At 59.0% G+C, this 25,438-nt stretch carries 26 protein-coding genes; 16 read left to right on the forward strand and 10 right to left on the reverse strand.

Annotated elements, in window-relative coordinates; genetic code table 11:
• Positions 1-31 precede the first annotated feature (31 nt).
• Complete coding sequence (gene thiD / locus AEAC466_RS26205; protein WP_023456702.1) at positions 32-811, forward strand: bifunctional hydroxymethylpyrimidine kinase/phosphomethylpyrimidine kinase; 780 nt, start codon at positions 32-34, stop codon at positions 809-811.
• A 103-nt stretch (positions 812-914) separates the two neighbouring features.
• Here the strand turns inward: thiD and AEAC466_RS26210 are convergent, their stop codons facing one another.
• Positions 915-1,298: a hypothetical protein gene (locus tag AEAC466_RS26210; protein ID WP_023456703.1), complete on the reverse strand. Its 384-nt coding sequence runs from the start codon at positions 1,296-1,298 to the stop codon at positions 915-917.
• Between the two features lie 399 nt (positions 1,299-1,697).
• Between AEAC466_RS26210 and AEAC466_RS26215 the strand changes: the two genes are divergently transcribed.
• The 3 genes from AEAC466_RS26215 (at position 1,698) to AEAC466_RS0121985 (ending at position 5,284) form a co-directional block, all read left to right on the forward strand.
• Positions 1,698-2,897 carry a phosphoserine transaminase gene (locus tag AEAC466_RS26215; protein ID WP_031238169.1) on the forward strand — a complete coding sequence of 400 codons (1,200 nt, stop codon included), beginning with the start codon at positions 1,698-1,700 and terminating at the stop codon, positions 2,895-2,897.
• Between the two features lie 160 nt (positions 2,898-3,057).
• The gene (locus AEAC466_RS26220; protein WP_023456705.1) at positions 3,058-4,347 is read left to right on the forward strand and encodes an adenylosuccinate synthase; all 1,290 of its coding nucleotides are present in this window, start codon (positions 3,058-3,060) and stop codon (positions 4,345-4,347) included.
• Positions 4,348-4,486: 139 nt separating this feature from the next.
• On the forward strand, positions 4,487-5,284 hold the full coding sequence (locus AEAC466_RS0121985) for a response regulator (RefSeq protein ID WP_023456706.1): 798 nt from the start codon (positions 4,487-4,489) through the stop codon (positions 5,282-5,284).
• A gap of 67 nt (positions 5,285-5,351) precedes the next feature.
• Here the strand turns inward: AEAC466_RS0121985 and rpoH are convergent, their stop codons facing one another.
• The 5 genes from rpoH to folE form a co-directional block, all read right to left on the reverse strand.
• Positions 5,352-6,212 carry an RNA polymerase sigma factor RpoH gene (rpoH, locus tag AEAC466_RS26225; protein ID WP_031238171.1) on the reverse strand — a complete coding sequence of 287 codons (861 nt, stop codon included), beginning with the start codon at positions 6,210-6,212 and terminating at the stop codon, positions 5,352-5,354.
• A gap of 317 nt (positions 6,213-6,529) precedes the next feature.
• Complete coding sequence (locus tag AEAC466_RS26230; RefSeq protein WP_023456708.1) at positions 6,530-7,567, reverse strand: RluA family pseudouridine synthase; 1,038 nt, start codon at positions 7,565-7,567, stop codon at positions 6,530-6,532.
• Positions 7,568-7,662: 95 nt separating this feature from the next.
• Entirely contained in the window at positions 7,663-8,109 is a 447-nt protein-coding gene (locus AEAC466_RS26235; RefSeq protein ID WP_023456709.1) for a biopolymer transporter ExbD, read from the reverse strand.
• A 295-nt stretch (positions 8,110-8,404) separates the two neighbouring features.
• Positions 8,405-8,839 carry an ExbD/TolR family protein gene (locus tag AEAC466_RS26240; protein ID WP_023456710.1) on the reverse strand — a complete coding sequence of 145 codons (435 nt, stop codon included), beginning with the start codon at positions 8,837-8,839 and terminating at the stop codon, positions 8,405-8,407.
• Between the two features lie 190 nt (positions 8,840-9,029).
• Complete coding sequence (gene folE, locus AEAC466_RS26245) at positions 9,030-9,692, reverse strand: GTP cyclohydrolase I FolE (RefSeq protein ID WP_031238172.1); 663 nt, start codon at positions 9,690-9,692, stop codon at positions 9,030-9,032.
• 276 nt (positions 9,693-9,968) lie between these two features.
• Here folE and cysS point away from each other — a divergent pair, with 276 nt between their 5' ends.
• The 6 genes from cysS (at position 9,969) to AEAC466_RS26270 (ending at position 15,831) form a co-directional block, all read left to right on the forward strand.
• Positions 9,969-11,378 carry a cysteine--tRNA ligase gene (gene cysS, locus AEAC466_RS26250; protein WP_023456712.1) on the forward strand — a complete coding sequence of 470 codons (1,410 nt, stop codon included), beginning with the start codon at positions 9,969-9,971 and terminating at the stop codon, positions 11,376-11,378.
• Entirely contained in the window at positions 11,378-11,932 is a 555-nt protein-coding gene (locus AEAC466_RS26255; protein ID WP_023456713.1) for an SRPBCC domain-containing protein, read from the forward strand. The genes cysS and AEAC466_RS26255 overlap by 1 nt, the downstream gene beginning before the upstream one ends.
• Before the next feature lie 37 nt (positions 11,933-11,969).
• Entirely contained in the window at positions 11,970-12,398 is a 429-nt protein-coding gene (locus tag AEAC466_RS26260; protein ID WP_023456714.1) for an iron-sulfur cluster assembly scaffold protein, read from the forward strand.
• 129 nt (positions 12,399-12,527) lie between these two features.
• Complete coding sequence (gene yidD / locus AEAC466_RS44065) at positions 12,528-12,770, forward strand: membrane protein insertion efficiency factor YidD (RefSeq protein WP_081714509.1); 243 nt, start codon at positions 12,528-12,530, stop codon at positions 12,768-12,770.
• A gap of 132 nt (positions 12,771-12,902) precedes the next feature.
• Positions 12,903-14,831: a threonine--tRNA ligase gene (gene thrS, locus AEAC466_RS26265; RefSeq protein WP_023456715.1), complete on the forward strand. Its 1,929-nt coding sequence runs from the start codon at positions 12,903-12,905 to the stop codon at positions 14,829-14,831.
• A 4-nt stretch (positions 14,832-14,835) separates the two neighbouring features.
• On the forward strand, positions 14,836-15,831 hold the full coding sequence (locus tag AEAC466_RS26270) for a glycosyltransferase (protein WP_023456716.1): 996 nt from the start codon (positions 14,836-14,838) through the stop codon (positions 15,829-15,831).
• A 2-nt stretch (positions 15,832-15,833) separates the two neighbouring features.
• On the opposite strand, the gene AEAC466_RS26275 is transcribed toward AEAC466_RS26270, so the two are convergent.
• Complete coding sequence (locus AEAC466_RS26275) at positions 15,834-17,534, reverse strand: ArnT family glycosyltransferase (protein WP_023456717.1); 1,701 nt, start codon at positions 17,532-17,534, stop codon at positions 15,834-15,836.
• A gap of 123 nt (positions 17,535-17,657) precedes the next feature.
• On the opposite strand from AEAC466_RS26275, the gene AEAC466_RS26280 reads away from it, so the two are divergent.
• Together AEAC466_RS26280 and AEAC466_RS26285 are read left to right on the forward strand one after the other, a co-directional pair.
• Positions 17,658-18,392, forward strand: a complete 735-nt coding sequence (locus AEAC466_RS26280; RefSeq protein WP_031238175.1) for a glycosyltransferase family 2 protein — start codon at positions 17,658-17,660, stop codon at positions 18,390-18,392.
• A gap of 126 nt (positions 18,393-18,518) precedes the next feature.
• Positions 18,519-19,031, forward strand: a complete 513-nt coding sequence (locus AEAC466_RS26285) for a hypothetical protein (protein WP_023456719.1) — start codon at positions 18,519-18,521, stop codon at positions 19,029-19,031.
• Positions 19,032-19,357: 326 nt separating this feature from the next.
• On the opposite strand, the gene AEAC466_RS26290 is transcribed toward AEAC466_RS26285, so the two are convergent.
• Together AEAC466_RS26290 and phaR are read right to left on the reverse strand one after the other, a co-directional pair.
• A complete protein-coding gene (locus tag AEAC466_RS26290; protein WP_023456721.1) occupies positions 19,358-19,639 on the reverse strand; it encodes a hypothetical protein in 282 nt (93 codons plus the stop codon).
• Positions 19,640-19,740: 101 nt separating this feature from the next.
• The gene (phaR, locus tag AEAC466_RS26295) at positions 19,741-20,388 is read right to left on the reverse strand and encodes a polyhydroxyalkanoate synthesis repressor PhaR (protein ID WP_023456722.1); all 648 of its coding nucleotides are present in this window, start codon (positions 20,386-20,388) and stop codon (positions 19,741-19,743) included.
• A gap of 397 nt (positions 20,389-20,785) precedes the next feature.
• Here phaR and AEAC466_RS26300 point away from each other — a divergent pair, with 397 nt between their 5' ends.
• The 3 genes from AEAC466_RS26300 to AEAC466_RS26310 all read left to right on the forward strand — a co-directional run bounded on the left by AEAC466_RS26300 (position 20,786) and on the right by AEAC466_RS26310 (position 23,773).
• Positions 20,786-21,964, forward strand: a complete 1,179-nt coding sequence (locus tag AEAC466_RS26300) for an acetyl-CoA C-acetyltransferase (RefSeq protein ID WP_023456724.1) — start codon at positions 20,786-20,788, stop codon at positions 21,962-21,964.
• A 27-nt stretch (positions 21,965-21,991) separates the two neighbouring features.
• Positions 21,992-22,714, forward strand: coding sequence for an acetoacetyl-CoA reductase (gene phbB, locus AEAC466_RS26305; protein WP_031238178.1), 723 nt, complete (start codon positions 21,992-21,994; stop codon positions 22,712-22,714).
• A 267-nt stretch (positions 22,715-22,981) separates the two neighbouring features.
• Positions 22,982-23,773 carry a DUF4908 domain-containing protein gene (locus AEAC466_RS26310; RefSeq protein ID WP_235074126.1) on the forward strand — a complete coding sequence of 264 codons (792 nt, stop codon included), beginning with the start codon at positions 22,982-22,984 and terminating at the stop codon, positions 23,771-23,773.
• A gap of 13 nt (positions 23,774-23,786) precedes the next feature.
• On the opposite strand, the gene gloB is transcribed toward AEAC466_RS26310, so the two are convergent.
• Positions 23,787-24,554 carry a hydroxyacylglutathione hydrolase gene (gene gloB / locus AEAC466_RS26315; RefSeq protein ID WP_023456727.1) on the reverse strand — a complete coding sequence of 256 codons (768 nt, stop codon included), beginning with the start codon at positions 24,552-24,554 and terminating at the stop codon, positions 23,787-23,789.
• A 71-nt stretch (positions 24,555-24,625) separates the two neighbouring features.
• On the opposite strand from gloB, the gene AEAC466_RS26320 reads away from it, so the two are divergent.
• On the forward strand, positions 24,626-25,387 hold the full coding sequence (locus AEAC466_RS26320; protein ID WP_023456728.1) for a methyltransferase domain-containing protein: 762 nt from the start codon (positions 24,626-24,628) through the stop codon (positions 25,385-25,387).
• Positions 25,388-25,438: the final 51 nt, after the last annotated feature.

Genomic DNA, 25,438 nt, shown 5'->3' on the forward strand with positions numbered 1-25,438 from the left:
GCGCCGATTTGGCGCCCGAGGACAAGTCACGATGCATCGCGTACTGATCATTGCCGGTTCGGACCCCAGCGGCGGGGCAGGGATCCAGGCGGATATCAAAACGGTCACCTGCCTAGGCGGGTATGCCATGACGGCCATCACGGCCCTGACCGTGCAAAATACTCTGGGGGTCTCCGATGTCATGGCGGTGCCGCCGGCCTTTATTACGGCGCAGGCGCAGGCTTGCCTCGACGACATCGGTGCGGACGCCATCAAAACCGGTATGCTCGCCGATATAGCGGTCATGGAAGCTGTGTCGCTTATCGTCGAAGGGGCGCGCGTCTTTACCGTCGTCGATCCTGTGATGGTGGCGAAAGGCGGTCATGCCTTGATGAACCACCTGGCCGTCGATGCCATGAAGGCGCTAATGATCCCGCTGGCCGATCTGTTGACGCCCAATACGCTGGAAGCGACGGCATTGACCGGCATAGAGATTGCCGATGAGGATGACATGCGCAAGGCGGGCGCGGCGCTTTTGGCCATGGGCGCTCGCAATGTGCTGGTCAAGGGGGGGCATATTGACGGTCCTGAAGTGGTAGACCTGCTGATCACCCCGAAGGGGGAGCACCGCTTTGCCGCCGCGCGCATCGACACCCAGCATACGCACGGCACCGGATGTACGTTGGCGTCTGCCTGCGCCGCTCTGACGCGGGAGGCCCGGCCGCTTGAAGAGACGGTCGGACTGGCTAAGGACTATGTCGGTGGGGCTATCGCCACCGCGCCGCATCTGGGCCAGGGTCACGGGCCGTTGCGCCATAACTGGCTGCTTTAATCTCGAAAAAGTACCCAGAATGGCCAAGGGGCGCAGAACCGAAATCCTGCGCCCCGAGGGACAAGAGACGAGCGGCCAGGCTGATGGCCGTTGCCGTTAGATGTTACCGGCGATGATTGTCGCGGTCATTGCGCTCGTAGCGGATCATGCCTTGCAGACGATCCAGGCGGTTGTCGATCTTGGCGATCTCGGCGCGGCTCAGGCCCCGTCCGGTCCGTTCGAAACCGCGCTTTTGCGATACGATCGAGCGCAACTCGGCATCGAGGCGTCGGCCTTCGCGGACGCTGATGGCGCCGTTGCGGCGACCTTGGGAAATGCGATCGTCCAAGCGGTCGATACGGGCATTCAACTGTGCCGATGCGCGGAAATCATTGCGGTTGTCGACCACCACAATGGCGGCGCGTGGTTCGGCACTGGCAATGGCGGGGGCCGAAAGGGCCGTCAGGGTGGCGGCAGCGGCGGCAATGGCAATCAGGGTCTTTTTCATCGTCTTTCTCCTTTGTTCGTGCGTTCGCCTGTTCCTCAGGCGATGACCTATATAAACACGCGGCCTGTGAGCCCAAGCTGAACGGCGCGGTTCATATTGCATTCATCGTGCGGATATTTTTCTTTTTAAAAACAATTACTTAATATCTTTTTCCGGTGCGAAGCTACGTTTTTATTGGGAAAAATCCGATCCGGTTCTCCGCTTGGATACAGAGTGCTTTCCGAAAAGTGTGCTGCACTTTTCGGATAAAAAAGCACGTAAAAGCAAGGAAGTAGAGCGCCGATCTGATTCAGTCAGATCGGAATACGCTCTAAAGGACGGATCGGGCAAAAAAGGCTTGCCCTGACAGCGTTTGACGCGCAAAGAGCGGGGATTGATATCGTCCGTATGGGGGCCTGCATGTCGAATTTTCCCACCAATGAACCGACCCGCAAACCACCGCGCGCCCCTGAGCGCCCCTGGTTTTCCTCCGGTCCGACATCCAAGCGCCCCGGATGGAGCGTCCAGGCGCTTTCCGGTGCACCGGTTGGGCGGTCGAACCGATCGAAAGTGACGGTTGCACGCCTCAATCAGGCGATAGAGCTGACCCGATCCGTGCTGGCCATCCCTGCCGACTATCATGTGCTGGTCATGCCGGCGTCCGACACCGGCGCGTTCGAAGCGGCCATGTGGAACCTGCTGGGGCAGCGTAAGGTGCAATTGCTGGCATTCGAAAGTTTCGGTCAATTGTGGGCGGATGATGCCGTCAATCACCTGAAGCTCGATTGCGAAGTCCTGAACGCGCCTTACGGCCAGTTGCCAGACCTGTCGCGCATAGATCCCACGGCCGACCTGGTGTTTCCGTGGAATGGCACGACATCGGGCGTGCGGGTGCCCAATGCCGACTTCCTGAATGGCCGCGAAGGTGCGGACGCCGGACTCGTCCTGTGCGACGCCACTTCGGCGGCGTTTTGTATGGAGTTGCCGTGGCAAAAGCTGGACGTGGTCACCTTCTCCTTCCAGAAGGCGTTGGGGGGCGAAGCGGGCTTTGGCGTTCTCGTCCTGTCGCCCAAGGCAATCGATCGGCTCAACAGCTTCGATTCGGGGCGACCCATCCCGAAAGTTATCCGCCTGAAGGCCAAGGGCCAGGCCGATATGAAGATCATCGGCGGCGACGCGATCAATACCTATTCCTTCCTGGTCATCGAAGATTATCTCGATGCCCTGCGCTGGGCTTTGCTGGAAGGCGGGCTGGAGGGCCTGATCCGACGCTGCGACCGCAACTTCGCCACCCTGGCCGAATGGGTCGAGCGGACGTCGTGGATCGATTTCGTGGCGGAGATACCCGAAACGCGGTCCACCACTTCCGTCTGTCTCAAGTTTGTTGCGCCAGAGGTTGCGTCACTGGCCGAAGCGCTTCAGGCCAAGTTGGCCAGCAAGATCGGCTCGCTGCTGGAAATCGAGGGCGTGGCGTTTGACGTGGTCGGCTATCGTAACGCCCCGCCGGGCCTGCGTGTCTGGTGCGGATGCACGGTGGACGCGGACGACATCGATTCGTTGCTGCCGTGGCTGGAATGGGCCTATGCCGAGGCTTTGCAAGGCGTGATGGCTGCGGCTTGATGCGGTGTGCCGGCTCCGCCGGCGGGCAATAACACTGTCGGCGGCTACGATGCGATTGAGCAAAAAATAAAGGGTTACAAGCGCCGATTCCTGCTCTATAGGGTGCCACCGGTTAAAGCGCCCCTCTGCGCTGCAATAATCTTGGACCGGAGCAATCACCTTGGCAAACGTAACTGTAATTGGCGCCCAGTGGGGCGACGAAGGCAAAGGCAAGCTCGTCGACTGGCTTTCCAATCGCGCCGATGTTGTCGTGCGTTTTCAGGGCGGCCATAATGCCGGCCATACCCTGGTGGTCGATGGCAAGGTCTACAAGCTTTCCCTGCTGCCGTCCGGCGTCGTCCAGGGCAAGCTGTCCGTCGTTGGCAACGGCGTCGTCATCGATCCGTGGGCCCTGTTCGATGAAATCGCCCGCGTCGAAGCGCTCGGCCTGAGCATCACGCCCGAGCTGCTGGTCATTGCCGACAATGCCTGCCTGATTCTGCCCATCCACTCCGAACTCGATATCGCCCGCGAAAACGCCGCCGGCGCCAACAAGATCGGCACCACAGGCCGCGGTATCGGTCCCGCCTATGAAGACAAGGTCGGCCGCCGCGCCATCCGCGTCGCCGACCTGGCCGACCTCGACGCCCTGGAAAACAAGATTGACCGCCTGCTGACCCACCACAATGCGTTGCGCAAGGGCCTTGGTCTGCCGGATGTCGACGTCGCCGCCCTGGTGCAGAAGCTCAAAGATATTGCGCCGCGCCTGCTGCCGTTCATCAAGCCGGTCTGGTATGTGCTCGACAAGGCCAAGCACGAAGGCAAGCGTATCCTGTTTGAAGGCGCACAAGGCGCACTCCTCGACATCGACCACGGCACCTATCCCTTTGTCACTTCCTCCAATACGGTGGCCGGTCAGGCCGCCGCCGGGTCCGGCATGGGGCCTAAGTCGGTCGGTTACGTCCTGGGTATCCTGAAAGCCTACACCACGCGTGTCGGCTCCGGCCCATTCCCCACGGAACTGTTCGATGAGGTCGGGCAGGGCATCGCCACGCGCGGTCATGAATTCGGCACCGTTACCGGCCGGGCGCGCCGTGTCGGATGGCTGGATGCCGTCCTGGCCCGTCAATCGATTGCTATCAATGGCATCGACGGCATTGCCCTCACCAAGCTCGACATTCTGGATGGTATCGAAACGATCAAGGTTTGCGTCGGCTATAAGGTCGGCGACAAGGTGCTCGACTACCTGCCGGCCGGTTTCAAGGATCAGCAGGGCATTGAGCCGATCTATGAAGAAATCGAGGGCTGGAGCGAGAGCACCCAAGGCGCACGGTCGTGGAAGGACCTGCCGGGGAACGCCGTGAAATATGTCCGCCGCATCGAGGAATTGATCGGTGCGCCTGTCGCCTTGCTGTCAACCTCGCCGGAACGCGACGACACGATCCTGATGCGTGATCCATTCCAGGACTAAAGCTGGCCAGGACTGAATCTGGCCAGGATTGCGTCGGCTCACAATTAAGTTTGCAGCGACGGCTTTTTTTTGCGGTGCCAGATAAATTAATTTTTACGAATACGGCATATGCTCGCGGCAGACCTTGCGAGAATATGCCGTGTTATCCATTGATCCCAAGCTGGAAGCGAAGCTCAAACCGCATTTGAAACGGGTGCTTGTTATGGAAAGCAATCCCGCCTATGCGCGCATTCTGGTCGACATGTTGCGGGTTATTGGCGCAGAGCAGGTGCATCTGGAAACGGATGACCGCCGTGGCGAAATGATGTGTGAAGACTTCGACCCTCAGGTGATTTTCTGCGATCTCAAGGGACCGACCATTCACGGTGCGCGCTTTGTTACCGCGTTGCGTCGATCGAACATGAAATGCCGCAAGATTCCGGTGATCATGATGGCGTCGAATGAGGAGCCTGAGACGATCAAGGACGCGCGCGACTGTGGCAGCGACGAGATCATGAAAAAGCCCTTTGCCGCCAATGATCTTATCCAGCGCCTGGACCACGTCTTCAACAAGGCATCGCCTTGGATCGAGGCTATAATGTATGTCGGGCCGGATCGCCGCCGCTTCAATTCGGGGGGCGGACCTAGCACACGCGCACCGGAAACCATGTCTGACGGCATGAAGCGTATAGAACAGAGCGTTCGCATTCTGCGCGCCGCCAGCCTGCAATTCGATACCGATCGCAAGCAGGCCAAGCGCGCCATCACCGCCCAACTGGAAGTTCTGGTGCCGGCGTGCAAGTCCATTACCCATCCCGAATTCAAGAGCGCGGTGGCCGAAATTTTCCAGGCTTACAAATCATCGAATCTGAGTGGCGAAATGCTCAAGGCACCGGTCGCGGTACTGGCAAGATTATTCAAAATAGATGAAGCGCCCAAAGCCGGCCAAGCCGCCTGATCGGCGCAAAAAAGCCCGGTATATAAACCGGGCTTTTTTGTTTGTTGCCGTCTTACCTGTGCGTGTCTCAGGCCGCTTGCGAGGCGGAAATCATTGCCTTTTGCAGCTTTTCGAAGGCGCGGACCTCGATCTGGCGAACGCGTTCGCGCGACACACCGAAGCGTTCAGCCAGGTCTTCCAGCGTGGTCGGGTTGTCCTTGAGGCGGCGCTCGGTCAGGATTTCCTTTTCCCGATCGTTCAATTCGCCCATGGCGGCGCGCATCAGGGTCATGCGCTGGTCGTATTCTTCAGAATCGGCCAGCACGGTTTCTTGCGATTGCTGCGTGTCATCAACCAACCAGTCCTGCCATTCCGATTCACCTTCGGAGGCACGTAAGGGGGCGTTTAGCGACGAATCCGGCGACGACATGCGACGGTTCATGCTGATGACGTCGGCTTCGGATACGCCCAGCTTCGTGGCGATCTGTTCGACCTGATCGTGCTTAAGGTCGCCTTCTTCAAGGGCGGAAATTTCCGACTTCACCTTGCGCAGGTTGAAGAAAAGCTTCTTTTGCGCCGCGGTTGTCCCCATCTTGACGAGCGACCACGAACGCAGGACGTATTCCTGAATAGAGGCCTTGATCCACCACATGGCGTAGGTAGCCAGGCGGAAACCGCGATCGGGATCGAACTTCTTGACCGCCTGCATCAGACCGACATTGCCTTCGCTGATCACTTCGCCGACCGGCAGGCCGTAGCCGCGGTAGCCCATGGCGATCTTAGCGACGAGACGCAGGTGCGACGTTACCAGCCGGTGCGCGGCCTTCGGGTCCTGGTGCTCCGCCCAGCGCTTGGCCAGCATGAATTCCTCATCCTTGGCCAGCATTGGAAACTTGCGGATTTCCGAGAGATAACGATTCAGGCCGCCATCGGGCGACAGGGCCGGCATAACGTTGGCCACGTTCGAGGTAAGGGCAAGCGAGCTGCTCATAGGTGCATCACTTTCTGGTCGGGAATCTGACGAGCGGTCAGGATGGGAGGGTGTGTCAGACATGAGACCAAGGCCTTATCCTGCGAGGGGGGACACAGGACGGCGAGCCCCATGCCTGACACCTGTGAGAGTATTTAGGAAGCCTTTTTGCGAAAAAAAGACCTCCTGGCCCCTCAATTGCGAATTTGTTGCATAAAAGTACCATACGGAAGGGGAAGGCTTCGTTCACAAACAGGTGAGTGCAGCGCAGCACGATGTCGCAAGCCTTTTCCCGCCTAATACATTTCCGCCAGCGCCTCGACCAGGGCCTGCATGTCGTCGGGCATACTCGCCCGGAATTTCAGTTTTTCGCCGGTGATGGGATGCACGAAACCAAGCAGGCCGGCGTGCAGGGCCTGACGGTTGAAGTCCAGCGCCTTCAGGACCTCCTGTACGGCCTTGGCGGGTGCGCCAGAGCCGTAAACCGGGTCGCCCAGGCAGGGACAGCCCAGATGTGCCATATGGACGCGAATTTGATGGGTGCGGCCGGTTTCGAGGCGACAAGCCAGGAGGGCGGCCAAGGGTTTGTCGTCCCCGAACACTTCCTCGAGCCTGTAGTGCGTGACTGCCTGACGCCCGCCCGCGCGCAAGACGGCCATCTTCTTGCGGTCGTGATGAGAGCGGCCGATCTGGGTGGTGACGGTGCCTGACATGTATCGGGGCGCGCCGCGCACAATCGCCTTGTACTCGCGGTCAATATCGTGCGTGGCGAACAGCTCAGACAACGCCCGATGGGCGACGTCCGACTTGGCTGCGACCAGAATGCCCGACGTGTCCTTGTCCAGGCGGTGAACGATACCGGGGCGCACGACGCCGCCTATGCCGGACAGCGAGTCGCCGCAATGATACAACAAGGCATTGACGAGCGTCCCGTCGCGCGTGCCGGGCGCCGGGTGAGCGGCCATACCGACCGCCTTGTTGACCACGATCAGGTGTGCGTCTTCATACAGGATGTCGAGCGGGATATTCTGTGGCTCCGGCGTGGCGCTGATGGGGGCCGGAATGCTTAGCGTATATTCCCCGACATGGGCCTTGTGCTTGCCGTCCGTAATCCGTGTGCCGTTAAGGCTCAGGCGGCCCTCGGCAATGAGGGCTTGCAGACGCGCGCGCGACAGGTCGGGAAAATGCGGCGCCAGAACGCGATCGAGGCGATCGCCGGTATCGTCCGGACCGAGGGTGGCGGTCAGGCTTAGTATTTCGTCCGCGTCGAGCGCGTCGTCTTCGTCGATATCTTCTACCAAGTCTTCGGGCAGCTTTTCGGGTATTCGGGTCATGCGCCTATCTGCCCGCCACGCTTACGGAAAGCAAGCGGCAATAAAAAACCCCGGCGAATACCCGCCGGGGTTTTTAAAGAAGGTATTGGAGAAACCTATTCCATATCTTCGTTGATCAGGCCGATCTTGAGATAACCGTTTTGTTGCAGCTCGTTGATCACCTTGACGAAGTCAGCGTACTGAATGTCCTTGTCGCCACGGACGAGGATACGTTGTTCAGCCAGTGGCGTGTTCGGATCGTTGACGCGAAGGGCGGCAGCAACGTCAGCAATCAGGGTCGGCATGCTGGTCTTTTGTGGCCCGATATAGATATCGTCGGGGCCCATGATCGAGATGAACACCGGATCAGGGCGCTTGACGTTCGTGGGGGGCGCCTTGGCGGGCGGCAAGTCCAGCTTGATCGAGACAGTGGCGGCCGGGATGGACACCATGAAGATGATCAGCAGAACGAGCATGACGTCAACGAAAGGCGTGACGTTGATGTCGGCGTTCTGTGCAATGGTATAACGGCCACCGCCGCCGCCACCGAGCTTTGCACCCATAATTTAACTCCCTAAAGGCCGCCCTGAATCCTTGTGATCCAGGAGGCAAACATTTTGCCATCGGTTTACACAACGGGCATGACTATGCGCCGCCTTTCGACCGGTCGTCTGCGATTTAGGACAACTCATAGTCAAAAGTAAAGTGCGAAAGGCGGCGATATAGCTAAGAGATTAAGAATATTTCATGTCTGCCGGCGCTTAGTCTCTCTGCGGGCGAACTTTTCGGGCGGCGGCCACCAACCCTGCGACCGCAGGTACGTGGCCAGGCGTATCAATCGGGCGAATCGTATCGTCGTTATTCGACGTCTTCGTTGATCAGGCCGATATGAGTATAGCCGTTTTGCTGCAATTCGTTGAGTACGCGAACGAAGTCGGCATATTCGACATCCTTGTCGCCGCGGACGAGGACACGTTGTTCAGCCAGCGGCGTATTCGGATCGATGGCGCGCAGTGCGGCGGCAACGGTCACTGCGAGTGTGCCGAGGCTGGTCTTGCGGTCGGCGACGTAGATGTCGTCGGGGCCCATGACCGAAATAAAGACGGGATCAGCTTTTTTGATGTGCCCGTCCGCCGGTGGCATGTCCAACTTGATTGAGGTGGTCGCTACCGGGATGGAGACCATGAAAATGATCAGCAGAACCAGCATGACATCGACGAATGGCGTGACATTGATGTCGGCGTTTTGCGCGATGGTGTAGCGGCCGCCCGACGGTGTGAGTTTGGCGCCCATGATAATCCTCCTGAGTGTGGATATTGCATGACATTAATTTATGCCTTACATTATACTTTGTAAAGCAAGGTATATAAAAATGTTTCGGGAGGAGCCGGTGACGACAATGAAGACGATAATGAAAAAGCGGTCCCGCGCGAACGGAACCGCCTATATCAAAAGGTCTGTTTGTCCGCCGAAGCGGCGTCGATTACTTGCGGGGCTGGGCCAGGCGCAGGAAGCGTTCCTGCAGCGACAGGTCGGTCTTGAACACGCCGGTGAAGCGCGTGGTGACCGTGGTAACGTTCTTATGGTGAACGCCGCGCGTCGACATGCACTGGTGCTCCGCATCGATCAGGACCGCAACGCCCAGGGGCGCCAGGCTTTCTTCGAGCGCATCGGCCACCTGCTTGGTCATGGTTTCCTGGGTTTGCAGGCGCTTGGCGAAGATTTCGACCACGCGGGCGATCTTGGAAATGCCGACAACCTTATCGGTCGGCATATAGGCCACCCAGGCCTTGCCGAGGAACGGCGCCATATGGTGTTCGCAATGCGACTCGACATCGATTTCCCGCAGCATGACCATATCGTCATAGCCTTGGACGTCCTCGAAGGTGCGCGACAATTCCTTTTTCGGGTCGGCGGCGTAGCCCTGGAACCATTCTTCGTAGGCATCGACAACGCGCTTGGGCGTATCGATCAGGCCTTCACGTTCGGGGTCGTCACCGGCCCAGGCCAGCAGAGTCTTGACGGCCTTCATAGCCTCTTCCCGCGACGGACGATTGGTGTAGGTGACCACGCTCTTCGGCTTGGAGGTATTGAGCAGGTTATGTTCAGAAGACGTCAAAGTGGCCTTGCTGTCGAGACTATCCATAAATTTCCCCTTGAGGGCCGAGTAGCGCCGGAACGACGGTTCCGGAATGACGCGTGACATCCCTCAAATACAAAACACCTGGGCACCGTATGCGCCCCGGCGGGTCGATTTCTGTCAGTGCCATATTCAGGCGGTCAAGAAATCTAACGCGCCCTTATACCTCATTTCCGCGCGAATTGGATCATCGTGGCAAGAAATTACGTGGTGTTGGAGCGTCCCGGCGTCTATATGGGAGGAAGAGCTTTGATTACAACTGAAAATCGCCAAAAACCGTCTATGAAACTGCATATTCACGACACGCTGAAGCGTGAAAAAGTCGAATTCGTCCCGAAAAACCCTGAGCGCGTCACCCTGTATGTCTGCGGGCCCACGGTTTATTCCTACGCCCATATCGGCAATGCCAGGCCGGTTGTCGTCTTCGATGTGCTGTTCCGTCTGCTGCGTAATCTCTATGGTGAAGCGCACGTCGTCTATGCCCGCAACATCACCGACGTTGATGACAAGATCAACAAGGCGGCGTCGGATCAGGGCGTTGACATCAGCGTCATCACCAATCGTTTTGCCGACATATATAATGCCGACATGCGGGCGCTGGGCGCGCTCGAGCCCACGCTTCAGCCACGCGTGACGCATAATATGCAGGCCATTGTCCGCCAGATTCAGGCGATCATGGACAATGGCCACGCCTATGCCGCCGAAGGTCATGTCCTGTTCGACGTCGAAAGCTACCGCGCCTACGGCGCCTTGTCGAACCGCTCCCTTGACGACATGATCGCCGGTGCGCGCGTCGAAGTGGCGCCCTACAAGAAAAATCCGCAGGACTTCGTGCTGTGGAAGCCATCCAAGGAAAACGAGCCGGAATGGCAGGCCCCATGGGGTGCGGGCCGTCCGGGCTGGCACATTGAATGTTCGGCAATGATCGAGGCCAATCTGGGCTTGCCAATCGACATTCATGGCGGCGGACACGACCTGATCTTCCCGCACCACGAAAACGAAATCGCCCAAGGCGTCTGCGCCCAGCACAGTCATGGCGTGCAAGGTCACAACCCAGCCGAATACGCGCGTTACTGGATGCACAACGGTTTCCTCAACTTCGGCACCGAAAAGATGTCGAAAAGCCTGGGTAATGTGAAACTGGTCCACGAAATGATCAAGGAGACGCCGGGCGAGGTGTTGCGTCTGGCCCTGTTGTCGGCACATTACCGTGCGCCGCTGGATTGGAACGGCGATCTGCTGGACCAGACGCGTGCCCGTCTCGATGGGCTATATGGCACTCTGCGTAAATTCGCCGATGTGGCGGTGCGCGAGGTCGTCACGCCGGCCGGCGTCCTGGAAGCCCTTTGCGACGATCTCAACACGCCGCGCGCCCTGGCGGAGTTGTCTGCCTTGGCCCGTGTGCTGGAAACCGCCGAAACCGAAGCCGCCCGCATCATGGCCAAATCCGACCTATTGGCGGCCGGTCTGGCGTTGGGCATCCTTCAGGGCGACGCTGATGCCTGGTTTAAGGCCGGCGCCAGCGAAGACCTGACGGCGACGGTCGAAGGTTTGTTGGCCGAACGTGCGGCGGCGCGGGCGGCCAAGAACTGGGCCGAATCCGATCGTATCCGCGATGCGCTTAACGCGCTTAATGTCGAAGTGATGGACGGACCGGGCGGCGCTAGCTGGAAGCTGAAGGTGGGGGCCTAATGTCACTCAAGATCGAACACCGCGTCGGCATTGCCGCGCCCATTGACGACGTTTACGACATTATCGCCGATATCGCCGCCTGGCCGGAATGGAGCCCCATTCACAAAAAGGCGGAAGCTGTTTTGCGGTTCGGTGCGTCGATTCATCTCGAGGAATATTATGAAGGGCTGGGCACGTGGGAAACCGACGGCATCATTGCCGACTGGACGCCGCTGTCGCATATCCATGTCACCGTCCCCAAGCCCTTCTATGCCGGAAAGCTGATACGCTATTTCGAATTCGACGCGCTGTCCGAAGCGGGGACCAGCTTTTCTCTCGGCGCGCTATTCGACGGCTATCTGTCTGAGCGCGAGGGGCGGGCCTATCGCCGCTTCATTCGCACCGGGTTCGAAGCCTTCAGCGAGGCCTTGAAGGCCAAGGCGGAGGCCAGCTTTGCTGCGCATCCCGACCGTATTGCCTCCATCATCGCCAAGCCGGACGAGGTGCCCAAGCCGCGGCATAAATCGCCTCAGAAATGGTTGCAGACCCAGTTTTGGGGCAAGAAAAACAAATAGGCTTGCGGACCGTCCAGACCTCAACCATTTAACTGATATGATCGACGACCTGTATTCACGCGAAATCCTGCGCCGCACGACCCAGCTTCAGCATGTCGGTCACCTCGACGAACCGCAGGCGGCGGTGGACAAGACGGCCAAGCTATGCGGCTCGACCATTCATATCGAACTGAATGTCCATGGCGATGTCGTGACCGATTTTGCTCAACAGGTTCAGGCGTGCGCCTTGGGGCAGGCGGCAGCGGCCATACTAAGCCAGCATGTTGTCGGTGCGACGACGGCTGAGGTCATTGCCGCGCGAGACGCTCTTAGGGGATTGCTGAAGGGGGAGGCGGCTGAATTTCCCGATCGTTTCGCCGATCTGGCAATCCTGGCCTCGGTCAGGGATTTCCCGGCGCGTCACGCCTCAACCTTACTCGCCCTAGAGGCGACGAGTGAGGCAATTTCATCACTAAATCAATTCTGACTGGTATTTTTTCGCTTTTCGCCTTGCCAGCCTGCGGTAACGGCTTGTAGTGTGTCGTTGTTGCAATGCGATGGGGGCTTCGCGTGCAGGGGGTTGACGCGGCAATGCTTTTTCTCCATTCGATTGTGCATGACCGCTCTTTACGAACGTTCGGTGCGCGCGGCATTGCGGGCCTATAAGGTCACCTTGTCGCCCTATATCGGGCAGGGTTGCCGGTTTCGACCGACCTGCTCCGAATATATGGCCGAATCCCTTATCCGTCACGGACCTGTCATGGGTGCGTGGTTGGGTGTAAAGCGGATCTGCCGTTGTCGTCCGGGGGGAGGGCACGGTTTCGACCCGGTTCCGCCGAAAGCGGAACATAAACAGTAGCCTGCTGCAGAAATGCGTCAGGAGACAAGGTTCGGCCTGGCCTTTTGAAAAGCCGCATCGAATCTTTACAAAAATTATTGCGCGATGAAGCCCGCCGTAAGGGCTACAGGTCGCCAGAGAGAAGTGACTAAGATGACGATAGACTTGACGTTCCCCGATGGCGCCGTTCGCAGCTTTGACAGGGGGACAACCGGCAGAACCATAGCCGAAAGCCTGTCGAAGTCATTGGCGAAGAAGGCTGTCCTTATCAAGCTCGATGGCGAGCTGCTCGACCTGGACCGGCCGCTTGAGCAGGGGGGGGCTTTGGAAATCTTGACGCGCGAAGCGCCCGAAGCGCTTGATGTGATTCGTCACGACACCGCCCATATCCTGGCCGAAGCGGTTCAGGAGCTGTTTCCCAGCACCCAAGTGACCATCGGTCCGTCGATCGAAGACGGCTTCTATTACGATTTCGCGCGCGAAGAGCCGTTTTCGACGGACGATTTCGCCAAGATCGAAGCGAAGATGAAGGAAATCGTCGATCGCGACGAGAAGATCACGCGTGAAGTGTGGGACCGCGAAGACGCCATCCGTCATTTTGAGGAGATCGGCGAAAAATATAAGGCCGAGATCATCCGCGATCTGCCGGCGGGCGAGACCATTACTGTTTATCGCCATGGCGATAAGTGGAAGGACCTGTGCCGCGGGCCGCACCTGCCGACGTCGAAGTTCATTGGCAAGGCTTTCAAGCTGACCAAGCTGGCCGGTGCCTATTGGCGTGGCGACCACAATAATGCCCAGCTGCAACGCATCTACGGCACGGCTTGGGCCAGCGAAGCCGACCTGGAAGCCTATATCCTGCGCATCGAGGAGGCCGAGAAGCGCGATCACCGTCGCATCGGCCGCCAGATGGACCTCTTCCATATGCAGGAAGAAGGCCGTGGCATGGTGTTCTGGCACCCGAAAGGCTGGGTCTTGTGGCGGGTTCTGGAGGCCTATATGCGCCGCCGCCTCGATACCGCCGGCTATGTCGAGGTCAAGACGCCTCAGGTGCTCGATCGCTCCTTCTGGGAAAAGTCGGGTCATTGGGAAAAATACCGTCCGAACATGTTCGTCTGTGAAACGGTCGAAGGCGAAACCCTGTCGCTCAAGCCGATGAACTGTCCAGGCCACGTTCAGATCTTCAAGGTTGGCCTGCGGTCCTACAAGGAATTGCCGATGCGCATGGCCGAATTCGGCGCCTGCCACCGCTACGAGCCCTCCGGTTCGCTGCATGGCCTGATGCGCGTGCGTGGCTTTACGCAAGACGATGCACATATTTTCTGCCGCGAAGATCAGATCGTCGAGGAAACGGAAAAGTTCGTCCGCCTGACCAAAATGATCCACGCCGATCTTGGCATGGAAACTGCCTACATCAACCTGGCGACGCGCCCGGATGTTCGCGCCGGCAGCGACGAATTCTGGGACAAGGCCGAAGGCATGTTGGCCGAAGCCGCCCGTGCCGCCGGTGTCGAGCCCGTCATTGCCGAAGGCGACGGCGCCTTCTATGCGCCCAAACTCGATTTCATCGTCAAGGACGCCATTGGTCGCGAATGGACCTGCGGCACGCTTCAGCTCGACTATGTCCTGCCTGAACGCCTCGACGCCGAATATGTCGCCGAAGACGGCTCACGCCAGCGGCCAGTTATGCTCCACCGCGCCATCCTGGGCTCGTTCGAGCGCTTTATCGGCATCATGATCGAAAACTATGCTGGCAAGTTCCCGATGTGGCTGGCCCCGGTTCAGGTCGTGGTGGCGCCGATTACCTCCGATGCCAATCCCTACGCTGAAACGGTTGTGGAGGCTCTGCGCAAGGCCGGCCTGCGAGTCGAAGCCGATCTGCGTAATGAAAAGATCAATTACAAGGTCCGCGAGCATTCGCTTGCCAAGGTGCCGGTTATCGCCGTCGTCGGCCGCAAGGAGGCCGAAACCGGTGAGGTCGCCCTGCGTTTCCTCGGTTCCGAAGGCCAGACCATTCTCAGCATTGCTGATGCTGTGACACGCCTGGCTGGCGAAGCCACGCCTCCTGATTTAAAGGCATAGTTTGATGACACACCTGCCGCCATCCATCATCGAGATTCTGAAGGAACGCAAGCTGGCCACCAGCGAGGCGCAGTATTTCCTCCAGCCGCTCGGACCGTATGACCGTATGGTGGATGGCGTCACGGTTGTGATGATCGTTTTCCACACCGGAAAAATCCTGTTCGACAGCATCAACCGCGTGCTCAACGATCCTCAGGTCAATCAGTTCATCATCATCGACAACGGTTCGACGCCGTCGGTCGAAAAGAAATTACGCGATCTGAAGGATGAGCATGACCATGTCCTGCTGGTGCAAGGCCACGGCAATATCGGGTTTGGCCGTGCGGCCAATCTCGGGGCCACACTGGCTACCCAGCCGTGGCTTGTGTTCCTGAATCCGGACGCCTTGCTGCAACCTGATTGCATCCGCAGGCTGGTCAAGGCGGCGCAGGCCCAACCCAATCCGTGCATTGTCGGCGCCCGCCTGCTCAATCCGGATTTAACGGAACAACGGGGCGCCAGACGTGGCGAGGTTACGCCGTTCACGACCCTGGTTTCACTGACGCGTCTGCACCGCTGGTTGCCCGGCCTGCGCAAATATGAAATCCACCTGGAAAGCGAAGCCCTGCCGGAAGCCCCTGCGCCGGTGGCGACGATTTCCGGCGCTTGCTTTCTCGCCTCCAAGCATGACTTCGCCTTGCTCAGAGGCTTTGACACTAAGTTTTTCCTTCATGTCGAAGACGTCGATCTGTGCTGGCGCGCCCGTCGCATGGGTGGAACGGTTCTGTTCCATCCTCAGGCAGAGGTGGTTCACGAAGGCCATACGTCGCGGGTCGAGCCCTTGTTCGTCGAATGGAAGAAGGGCCGCGGCCTGGTCTATTACTTCAACAAACGCGCCGATACCCTATGGCGCAAACTGTATGTCTGGGCATTGACCCCGGTCATATTGGGCGTGTCGCTGGCGCGAGCTGCCACGCGCGAACGGCTTCGCAACGACGAAGACGAAATCGCCGGCCAATAGCCTCAGTTATTATACAGTGTCAGCACCTGGTCATGGCCGTTATAGTTATGGCCCTTGACCTGGCTTACAGCGTGCGGCGTGATGCCTGCCGCCTTGGCTTGCGCCTGGAAGGCCGGTTCGAAATCCCTTTCGACGAAGAGCGGCCGCCCATCCTGAAGCGCCTCCACCGCGCCCTTGGCATCGTCGTTCAGCAACTGGGTTTTCGTGCCCATGGCGAAGACGAAGCTGGGTTCCGAATAGCCCAGAATAGCCACCGGGCCCGGAGCGATGCCCTGACGCGGATCGAGGTGAGCCGTCACCAGCGCCTTCTCGAGCGCGCGCGAAATCCACAGGGGACTCAGTGTCGATAATTCGCTGACGAAGGTCAGGTGGGCCAGAATGCCGGATGCCAGAAGGAAGGCGAAGCCCGTACGTTTCAGACCGCGCCACATGAGGAAGCCACCCAGCCCCCCCAGGACCAAAGCCGAGGCCACGACGCCGAATACAAACAACAGGCTGAGACTGTTGCCGTACAAGGCATAACCCGCCACCGCCAGCACGCTCAGGACAAGGCCGCCAATTACGCCGGCCACGACGTTCACGATTTTTGCCCACAGCTTCAACGGCAGGTTCAAGGATACGGCGCACAGCCACGCCAGCGCCCCGAAGGTCGGTAGCGGGTAGTGTGGCAATTTGGTGGGGGACAGCTCGAAGATCAAGAAGGCGGGCACCAGCCAGCAGATGGCAAAACGGATGGCGGCTTCGTGACGACGGACGATAGCGGTCTGTACTGCGCCCCCGAGCAGCCAGGCAGCGGGAAAGAAGGTTATGGGCAGCAAAGCCAGGTGATAGCCCGGCCACATGAAATGTCCCTCCGACCCGCCGCTCAGCTTGGAAGCGAAATCATGACCGATCGCGCCGACCCAGAACTTGCCGTCAGTGGCGACGGTAATGGCTACGATCCACGGGCCGCAGATCAGGGCGACCCCAATCAGACCCCAGCCCCAGCTAAGATATTTGGCCCAGCCGATGCGGCGGTCCCAGCCCCACAGCGCCAGAAGCGTCGTGGCCAGGATCATGGGGCCGATGATGAACTTGATCATGATGGTGCCGGCCAAGGCCAGCCAGAAGACGGTTTTCAGCCAGAATAGCCGCGGGGCAGGCGCATCCCGGCCGAGATCGCGCGTTCGCAGATATATCTGCGCCAAGGCAGCCATCATCAGGGTAATCAGCCCGCATTGCATGGCGTCGGTCTTGGCGATGAAGGCTTCCGTCGACAACATGAAGCCGACGGCCATGAGCAGGCCAGCCTTGGCGCCGACGCGCGTACCAAAGGCCTTGGCGGCCCCCCACGCGCAGGCGAAGGCCGCCAGGGCGGCGCCAAGCAGGGACGGCCATCGGAAGGCCAGGATATCGCGCTTGGCGACATTGGAGGTCAGCTTTACGGCCGCAACCTGGAGCCAGTGAATGCCGACAGGCTTCTTGTAACGCGGTACATCCTGGACGTTGATGTTGATATAGTCGCGCGTTTCCATCATCTGGGCCGAGGCCTGGACGAAGCGGGATTCGTCGCGGTCCAGCGGCGGGATCATCATGGCGCAGGGCAGCCCCACCATGAAGGCCAGGAGTGCCGCAATCAGCGGACCGCGGCGGCCTTTCGAGGCCATCCGGACAAAGGTGCCCTGGATAAAGTGGACTACCGTCTGGAACGTCATACCGGCCATGGAACCCCTTATGGCCCGCAGGACGCGCGGGCGATCACTATTTACGGCTGAGGGTAAAGCAGGTAAGAGGCTTAAAACCCAATGGGTTTCAATCCCTTGTTTCGCCTGTCATACGAGCGCCAAATGCCTGTAACCGTTTCTGCCGTGGTGCCCGTCTATAACGAAGAAGGGGCGGCCGTACAAGTCGCGCGGGAAATCGCGACCGAGTTTTCAAAACGGTTCGGCAGTGGCTTCGAAATCCTCTTCATCGACGATGCATCGACGGACGATACGCACGGACGACTGGTCGCGGCGCAGGCCGACATTCCCGGCCTTCGCGTCCTGCGTCACCAGAATAATGTCGGCAAGAGCGGTGCCATGCGGACCGGTTTTTTTGCTGCGCGTGGCGATGTCGTGGTGACGCTGGACGGCGATGGTCAGAATCCGGCTGCGGATGCCGCCCGGATGGTGGAAATTCTAAAGGGTGCCCCGGCCGATGTCGGCATGGTCGCCGGACAACGCCGCAATCGCCAGGATTCGGCCTCGAAGAAATGGGCGTCGCGGTGGGCAAACGGCATTCGCAAGGCCATGCTAAATGACAAGGCGGATGACACGGGCTGCGGCCTCAAGGCCCTGCGCCGCGATGTCTTTTTGCGACTGCCCTATTTCGACCAGATGCATCGCTACCTGCCATCACTGGTGACGCGAGAAGGCTTTGAAATTTTATTTGAACCCGTCGATGATCGCCTGCGTACCACAGGTCATTCGAAATATACCAATATCGGCCGTTTAGCCGTGGCGCTTTCCGACCTTCCGGGTGTAATGTGGTTAAACCGCCGTTTACGTCAGCCAGGTAAGGTGAGCGAAAGCGGCCACTAGAGTTCGCTTGCCCTCATATCGGACGCGGCTCTGGACTTTTCGTTTGCGCAACTTTCGACCGGGAAGTTGCTTTACAGTTTGGAAAGTGCTCCAGCCGTCGCCATGGGCGACAGGAGAGGTGCTCATATGGCTATCGACCGCGATCTGATTGCAAAGGAAGCGGCCATCGGGATGTACGACAGGCAGCCCGTGGCCGAAGAGAAGAGGGGGTTCAGCATGCTTACGGCGTTTCCACTATTGGCCATACCGTTCCTGGTCTACAATATTCTGGCGCTGTTTACGCTGTTCGGCGGCGCCGACAATGCGGCTTATAGCGCCGTCAGCCAGATTTTGTTCAGTCTGCCCATGCCTTCCAATGGCACACATTGGGAGGTCAGCGTCGGCGATGTGATCCTGCTGGGCTCCTTGATCTGCCTGTTCTTCGAGCTGCTCAAATCGACCAAGTCTGACAAGGTAGCGATCGTCAACCATTCGCTGTCCATGGTTGTCTTCATTGTTTGTTTGGTGGAATTCCTGTTGTTCCGCCCGTTCGCGACCTCGACCTTTTTCCTGCTGACCTTCATGACCCTGATGGACGTGCTGGCCGGCTTTATTGTCACCGCCGTCTCGGCCCGGAAAGATATCGATTTCGGACACTAATGATACATGCTGTCTAAACACAGCAGGCCCGCCGGATCATCGGCGGGCTTTTTCTTTGTTTGGCTTTAGGTCAGCCGAATACTGAAAAAATCAGGGCGACGGCAAATATATCGAAGGCACGGGTGGCGAAACGCGTCCAGTGAGAGCGCGGTTTGCGAGCATTGGCTAAGGACAGCAAGACAGGCTCCGGGTACGAGGAACCCATGCCAATGCAAGTCGCGTGCCGCGTGATAAATGCCATGGCCGTAACCGGGCGCGTTTGCCGATTTAGGCTTTAAGGACCTGTTTTTGTTGTGTATGGTATCGATAAGGGGAGCGATTTGGATCTAGATTTCGGTCTTTGTGACGCGCCCCGGTTGGGGGCGGCGGTCGTTCGGGCCGGAATATTCCGACTTCAGATAGGTCGATTTTGCCCGCTCAAGCGTCTCTGGGCCACCGCGAAGGCCGCGCTTTTCGCCACCACTCAGCAATTGTGCGGCATAGACGGCGTCTTCGCTATCGCCGTTGGTTGCGGCACGTCGCTTACGGCCACGCGGCGCGTAACCCGGCTGATGTTCGACAACGGGACCGGCAGGCACAGGCAAATTGGGATCGGCGTTTTCGCTCATGGTCCCAGACTACAGCATTTTTGCTAAAACAACATGTGGAACGGCGACCTGCGCATCAAAATTTATCGATATCGCGATATCGACAGGCCGCCGTGTCCAATCTAGGCCTTGGATGCCAGTTGGTCGATCTGGGCCTTCATGGCTTCCATCTGCTGACGCAATTCACGGACCTGATCTGTTTCGGGCTTAGCGGCAGGGGCGCCACCCGTTGTAGGTTCCGGTGCTTCGGGCGCGATACCGCCTGTCTGGCCCGTATTTGCCGCCGTATTGGCAAACGAGAACGGCGAGAACATCCGCATGGCGCGGTCAAACATGGCCAGGTTTTGCGACACCTGTTCGTCGAAGAAACCCAAACCAGGCGTGCCGCCGAAGGCTTGCGAAAACTGCGAACGGAAGCGCTCCTGCTGCTTGGCGAAGCCGTCCAGCGACATTTCGAGGTAGGTCGGCAACAGATTCTGCATGCTGTCGCCATAGAAACCGATCAACTGGCGCAGGAACTGGATGGGCAGAAGGTTTTGGCCGCGGCTTTCTTCTTCGAAGATGATCTGGGCCAGCACGCCTCGCGTTATGTCATCGCCGGTCTTGGCGTCAAACACCACGAAATCGACGCCCTGGCGGACCATGTCGCTGAGATTGTCGAGGGTGACATATGAGCTGGTGGCGGTGTTATACAGCCGGCGGTTCGCGTACTTCTTGATGACGACGCGATCGCCTTCGCCGCGTTTTGCCCGTGTCTTGGTTTCAACCATGAAAGCCTCCTGGGACTCTACCTGAGATAATTGTTGCGCTTGCGGACTCCGCCGCATTCCATTTCGCACTCACAACATAAGCCTTTTTTTGCTTATGCGTAAAGAGGGCGTGTGAAAACGAAGAAAATCCTTATTGCGCAAGGTTTCGATTATTGTGTGTCGCGCAATTCGCAAGAGAATCATATTGCAGATCGTTGTGCGCACAAAAAGTTGAATGGCATGTCCTAAAACGGATGATTTTACAGGTGACGCCGTGTTCACGATCGGGCACCAATGCGGTCATAAAATGAAATGACTGTTCAAGCCACTGGAGAACGGCGTAACTTGATTTCGCTTTTCACGTGCCTTAAGTGCCGGATTGAGCAGTCTTTTCCACAGGTGCTAAAGGAAACCCCGCATGTCCAATGAAGTCGTTATCGTCTCCGCCGCGCGTACGCCGGTCGGCTCTTTCCTCGGGTCATTCGGTGCCGTCCCGGCGCATGACCTGGGCGCCCATGCTATTAAGGCAGCCGTTGAACGCGCTGGGCTTCAGGCGGCTGACATCAACGAAGTTATTCTGGGTCAGGTGCTCCAGGCCGCGCAAGGTCAGGGACCGGCGCGCCAGGCCTCGGTAAAGGCCGGCATTCCCTACGAATCCCCGGCTTGGTCTATCAACCAGATCTGTGGCTCCGGCCTGCGCGCCGTGGCGCTGGGCGCCCAGCAGGTGGCCTTGGGTGAAAGCGCAATCGTCGTTGCCGGTGGCCAGGAAAGCATGTCCATGGCGACGTACGCTGCCTATATTCGCGCCGGTCAGAAGATGGGCGACCTCTCGCTGGTCGATACCATGATCAAGGACGGTCTGTGGGACGCCTTCAACAATTACCACATGGGCCAGACAGCCGAAAATGTCGCCACCAAGTTCGGCATCTCGCGTCAGGAACAGGACGAATTCGCCGTCGCATCGCAAAACAAGGCCGAGGCGGCACAGAAGGCCGGCAAGTTCAGCACCGAAATCGCGCCCTATACGATCAAGGGCCGCAAGGGCGACACCGTCGTCGACAGCGATGAATTCATTCGCCATGGTGTGACGATCGACAGCATTTCCGGCTTGCGTCCGGCCTTTGCCAAGGATGGCACGGTGACCGCGGCCAATGCGTCTGGCCTCAATGATGGCGCGGCCGCGGTCGTTCTTATGTCGCGGGCCGAAGCCGACGAGCGCGGCCTGAAGCCATTGGCGCGCATTGTGTCGAGCGGCATTTCCGGCGTCGATCCGGCGATCATGGGCACCGGTCCAATTCAGGCAACGCTGAAGGCGCTGGCCAAGGCGGGCTGGTCGGTGAATGATCTCGACCTTATTGAAGCCAACGAAGCCTTCGCCGCCCAGGCGATCAGCGTCAACCGTGAACTGGGCTGGGACACGGCCAAGGTCAATGTCAATGGCGGGGCGATCGCCATCGGCCACCCGATTGGTGCGTCTGGCGCTCGCGTGCTGGTCACGCTGTTGCACGAAATGCAGCGCTCGGGCGCCCGTAAGGGCTTGGCCACACTGTGCATTGGTGGGGGCATGGGCGTCGCCCTGGCCGTCGAAGCCGTATAAAACATACTTACAGAGAGGGATTTACATATGGGTAGAGTCGCATTGGTTACCGGCGGTACGCGCGGTATCGGCAAGGCTATTGTCAAGCGTCTGAAAGATGCTGGCCTTACAGTCGCGGCCGGTTACGCCGGCAATGAAGAGAACGCCAAAAAGGTCGCCGAAGAACTGGGTGTGATGATCGTCAAGGGCAGCGTCGACAAGTTCGAGGACTGCGCCCGCGCCGTCCAGGAAGTCGAAGCGGCGCTCGGCCCCATCGAAGTTCTAGTCAATAATGCCGGCATCACGCGTGACGGCTTCTTCCACAAGATGTCAAAAGACCAGTGGCAGGAAGTCATTCACACAAATATGGACAGCGTCTTCAACATGACGCGCCAGGTGATCGAAGGCATGCGTGAGCGTAATTACGGCCGCATTATCAACATCTCCTCGATCAATGGCCAAAAGGGCCAGGCCGGCCAGACCAACTATTCGGCGGCCAAGGCCGGCATGATCGGCTTCACCAAGGCGCTGGCCATGGAGTCGGCCAGCAAGGGCATTACCGTAAACTGCGTAGCACCCGGCTACACGTCGACCGAGATGGTCGCCGCCATACCGCAACCTGTGCTCGACAAGATTGTCGGCGGTATCCCCGTCGGCCGCCTCGGTACACCCGAAGAAGTGGCTGAAATCTGCGCCTTCCTCGCCTCGGACATGGCGTCGTTCATCACCGGCGCGACCATAGCCGTCAACGGCGGCCAACACATGCTGTAGTGGCCATGGACCGCCCTGGGGGCCTGCAAATCGTCATCTTCCGAGCTTCCGGTGCTCACGTACGATATGTACGCTCTGCTCTGGGTCTCGAAAGCTAACGATTTTCGCAACGCCAGAGCGGCCCGTGCCTGATTAAAGTGTAAAATTGAAGGGGCGCGGATGGCATATCCGTGCCCCTTTTTCGTATCGGCCTGCCTTAATTTATTTCCTTCCGCGTCTTAAATTGGCCCAAGTCGAACCCTAGTAATCCGGGTAATGACAAAGAATTTGGCACATTCCTGGGTCCGTATCCTAAGCGCGTTTTTGCTGCTGCTGTGCGCCGCAGAGGCTGGTCATGCCTTTGCCGAAGGGCCGCGATCTCTCAAGGAAGCCATGTTCGGCAAGAAGTCCGATCCGGGACAGACGCCGGAACGGCCCCCTGTGGCGCATTTTCGGTCCGAAGACGGTGAAAGCTTCGTCATGGATGAGACCAGCGGCCATACGCTTGTCCGGTTCGATGGCGACGACGAGGTCTGGCTCCTGACCCCGACCCAGGGTCCCAAGGGCGATATCATTTATAAAAACGATGTCGGTGAGCCGGTATTGAAGGCGACCCGCTGGGGCGGGATGATCCTGTTCAGCGACGACCGCCCAACGGGTGATCCTGTGGCGGTTAGCGGCCGCGCCGAGGCGTTCCAGCCGGGCCGCATGTCGCCCAGTCTGTTGTTCCAGTCTCTGGTCCACGCCAGCCGCCGCGTCAGCCTGGCCATTGGGCGTAATTTCGGCTTTGATGCGCCCGACGTCACGCCGGGTACGGATTATCTATATGCCGACGCCGCCGATGTCACGGCCGACGCCCTGATCCGCGTTTCTGCCCAAAGCCGTGGCAAGCAGATTCTCGCTCCGATCCAGTCCGTACAGTTCATCGAAGGCCGTCCACCCAGTGCCTCCATTCAGAACGGCGTCCTGGTTTTGAAGCTGGATATTTCGCGCGGCTATTGGGGCGGCCGTCCGTCATCCAAGCGCATATTCAACCTGATCGTCACGACCTATCCGGTCGGCAACACAGCCCGCCGGTAAATCGCAGCAGGCTTTAAAAGCGGTCCTTGGCCCGGCGCAATTCGCCAAATTTCGCGGCCTGGGCGTTGAAATCCTCTTCCTGCAAAGGATAGACGAAAAAGGGGTTGGTTGCTTTTTCTTCAGCGAGCGTCGAAGGTACGGTCGGTTCCCCCGCCGCGCGTTTGGCGCGGATGATATTGGCCCGGGCGGCCAGAGCGGGATGAATAGGAATATCACCGGCCAGATGTTCGGCGAATTTCAAATTGGACAGCGAATATTCGTGGGCACTGTAGAGCCGCGTCTCGTCGGGCAGGTCCGCGATACGTTTTAGTGCACCCCACATCTGCGCCGGTGTGCCTTCGAACAAGCGGCCGCAGCCGAGGGGGAAGATCGTATCGGCGACGAAGGCGTTGCCACCCGCCCTGTCGATATATCCGATATGGCCGAGCGTGTGTCCGCCAAGGTCGATGACGTCAAGGCGTGTCTCACCCAAGTGGAAAACATCGCCGGGATCAAGTACATGGTCGAGCGGTGCGATGCGGCGCACCTCCGCCGGACCGTAGATAACCGCGCCATATCGCTTCTGGATGAGGACATTGCCGCCGGTGTGGTCGGGATGCCAATGCGTATTGAGAATATAGCCCAGCCCGACGCCCCAGGCCTCCAGCCGTGCGGTGATGGCGCGCGGTTCCGGCGCATCGATAATGGCGGTCTTGCCTGTCGCCCGGTCCTGAATCAGGAAGCCGTAATTGTCTTGGAGCGCGGGGAAGACCTCTATCTTTAGATTAGGCTTTAGGGACATGTTAGGGGTCGCCGTGACAGGGTTGATACGGTATCCTATATAAGAACCCGCGAAGCTTAAGGAAACGCCGTTTGCGCCGTCCGGTCGAAGACCTCAACAGTTTCTATCTGTCGCCGGAAGGGCAGGTGGCGCGCCGCCTTATCGGACGCAAGCTGGGCGAAGCGTGGCCGGACGTGCGCGGGCTCGATGTATTGGGCATCGGTTATTGCAGTCCGTATCTCGACCAGTTCGCCGAAGGACGTCGCGTTCTGGCCGCCATGCCAGCGGGACAGGGGGCGGAAATCTGGCCTGCCGATATGCGCGTGCGCACGGTTTTGATTGACGAACAAGCGCTGCCTTTCCCGACGGGGCTTTTCGACCGCATAGTGATCATCCACGCCCTGGAGGAATCGCCGACACCTCAGGGACTGCTGCTTGAAGCCGCCCGGCTTCTGGCGCCGAATGGAAAACTGATCATCGGTGTGGCGGCGCGGGGCGGTTTCTGGGCGCACGCCGAACGCACGCCCTTCGGCTATGGTCAGCCCTATAGCCGCCTGCAACTCGAAGCGGCGCTGCGTGACGCCGATCTCGAACCCCTGGCCTGGTCCTACGCCCTTTATGCGCCGCCGTTAACGTCATTGTTGCGTTGGGCCGGTGCGCTGGAGAAGATATTGCCGCGCATATGGCCCCTGACGGGCGGGCTGATTCTGATGGAGGCGGGGCGCCGGCCGTTCGTCGCCCATACGCCGCGTCCGCAAAAGTCGATCATGGACGAACTGCGCGGGGTCCTCGTACCACCGCAACCGGTGCCGACCTCGCGCGAGCTGGAGCCGGTATCGCGCGACCTGGGCTAAGCGGGCGCAGACCTTGCATTCCGGCCGGCTTGTGCTTGACCGTGGGGCAGA

The sequence above is a fragment of the Asticcacaulis sp. AC466 genome (assembly GCF_000495815.1).
Lineage (GTDB): Bacteria > Pseudomonadota > Alphaproteobacteria > Caulobacterales > Caulobacteraceae > Asticcacaulis.